This is a genomic window from Streptomyces sp. NPDC058195 (genome assembly GCF_042883525.1).
GTDB lineage: Bacteria > Actinomycetota > Actinomycetes > Streptomycetales > Streptomycetaceae > Streptomyces.
In genome coordinates, this window is record NZ_JBHVVM010000080.1 from 1 (window position 1) to 2,413 (window position 2,413).

Annotated in this window: 1 protein-coding gene; it reads right to left on the reverse strand. The window is 66.1% G+C overall.

The features are described from left to right. The coding region (locus tag ACFVWY_RS35595) for an amino acid adenylation domain-containing protein (protein ID WP_389879049.1) at positions 1 to 2,413 on the reverse strand (2,413 nt) is incomplete at both ends.

Below are 2,413 nucleotides of genomic sequence, written 5' to 3' on the forward strand. Positions count from 1 at the left end.
ACCGCAAAACAAACGGAGTGCTGTAAGCCAAACTCCCCGGCGCAACCTGATCGGCAAGCCACAACCGACGCTGCCCGAACGACAACGCAACCCTGGAGGACGGCGGCGTCCTCGGCAGGGGCGCGGTCTTCGCACCCACGCCTCGCAGACCCTCGATGTGGCGGAGGAGGCCATGCGCCGTAGGGTTCCTCAGGAATTCGGAGAACTCGATCCGCACCGAGAACGCCGGTTCCAGCTTGGCAATGCTCCGGATTGCTCCCAGGGAGTCGCCGCCGAGTTCGAAGAAGTTGTCGGACACCGCGATCGGGCTGTGGTCGAGAACCTCCTCCCACACGTCGAGAACAATGTTCATTGCCTCGGAAAGGGTTCCCCTGCCACCGCTCTTCGCTCCGGAGGGCGAGATCTCCAGCAACCTGGCGCGATCGACTTTGCCGTTCGCGGTCAGCGGGAAGGAATCGACGTACACGATCGCATGCGGGATCATGCTGGCGGGGAGAGCGGCCTCTATGAGCGCGCGCAGTGACCTTTCGTCGATCGTCGGATCCTTCATGATCACATACGCTCGAAGAATGGTTGCGCCGTGTTTGTCCTTGTCCGCGGCCACCGCACAGGCAGACACCCCAGCGAGAGCGCTGACGGCCGCTTCGACCTCTGCGGGCTCGACCCGGACCCCCCGGATCTTCACCATGTCGTCGCAGCGGCCGATGAACTCCACCTCACCACTGGGCGATACGCGGCCGAGATCGCCGGTGCGGTACATCCGGCTGCCGGGTACGCCACTGAACGGGTCGGGCAGGAACTTCTCCGCGGTCAGGGAGCGCCGCTCGAAATACTCATGCCCGACACCGATGCCACTGATGAAGATCTCGCCCACGGTTCCCATGGGCAACGGCTCCAGCGTCTCCGACAGGACGCGGATGGACGTGTTGGGCAGTGGGCTGCCAGCCCGGTTGGATGGTGTGCCCGCGTCGAGTACGCCGATGGTCGTGGACATGGTGCCCTCGCTGGCTCCGTACACCTGGCCCACGGCCGCCTGCGGAAGCCACTTCTTCACCAGGGTGTCCGACAGCACGTCGCCGCCCACGACGATCTTGTCGATCAGCGGTACGACATCGGGATCGATCACGGTGAGCGGCCCGGGTGTGCCCATGTAGAGCGTGACGCCCTCACGTCCCAGCGCCTCAGCGGTCACGCTCGCACCACGCCGCTCGTGCCGAGGTATGACACTCAGCCTCGCGCCGGTCAGCAACGCCATCCACACCTCCGCGGACATGACGTCGAACGACGGGGATGCCAGCTGGGCAACGTTCGTCCGGGGGCCGACGCGCATGGCCTCGCCCATCCCCAGTGCCCAGTTGCACACCGCGTCGTGCACGAGGACAACGCCCTTCGGTTCCCCAGTGGAACCGGAGGTATAGACGATGTACGCCGGACGCTTGGACGCGGGAAAGTCATCCCTGCCGCCCCACGGCCTTCGTTCCTGGGACAACCGGTCGTAGGTGAGGGACACCCACTCGTTGGGGGCCGACACATCGGTGTGCGACACCACGACGGAGCATCCGGCGTCATCGAGCAGCCATGCGTTGCGCTCCTCGGGCGCAGCTGTGTCCAGGCACATGTAGGCCGCGCCGATGCGCACGGTGGCGACCAGGGTGATCACCAGGGCGAGCCCTGGCTCCAGGGAGAGTCCGACCACATGCCCCTTGCCGACCCCCGCGGCTCGCAGGGAGGCGGCCACCTCATCGCTCGCCGCGATCAGTTCGGAGTACGTCAGGCTGTCCCCCGCACTCTGCAGTGCGGTCGCATCCGGCTGCCGATGGGCGATCGCGCCCAGCGCCTGCCCCAGGTCGAGGTTCAGCAGATCGGGCCGTTCCGGGCCGACGAGGACGGAAGCGGGCTGCTCCGCGGCCTTTGAGGCTCGCGGGCCGGGGTCTGCGCCCTCGTCGCCGGATACGCCCCGCCGCAGCACGTCGACGAACTGTTCACTGATCGATTTCACCGAGTCGGCGTCGAACAGGTCGCTCCGGTAGTTGACCTGGATGTCTGTGGAGGTTCCCTCGAAGACAGAGAAGACCAGGTCCACCGGGGCACCCGGCAGAGGTGCCTGCATCGGTGTGGCCACGAGATCGCCGATGCGGTACTCAAGCACCGATTCCGGCTGGTGAACGAGCGTTGTCTGAAGGTACGGGGTCCGATCGGGTGTGCGTGGTGGCCGGGTAGCGGACAGGACCATGTCGAAGGGGAGGTCCTGGTGATCCTGTGCGTCGAGAACCGTCTCCCGCACCCGCCGGAGCACCTCACGGAATCCGGGCTCACCGCCCAGATCCGTCCGCAGCACCAGGTTGTTGACGAAGAAACCGATGAGCTGGTCGAACGACGGATGATTCCGCCCCGCCACCGGAGTCGCCACCAC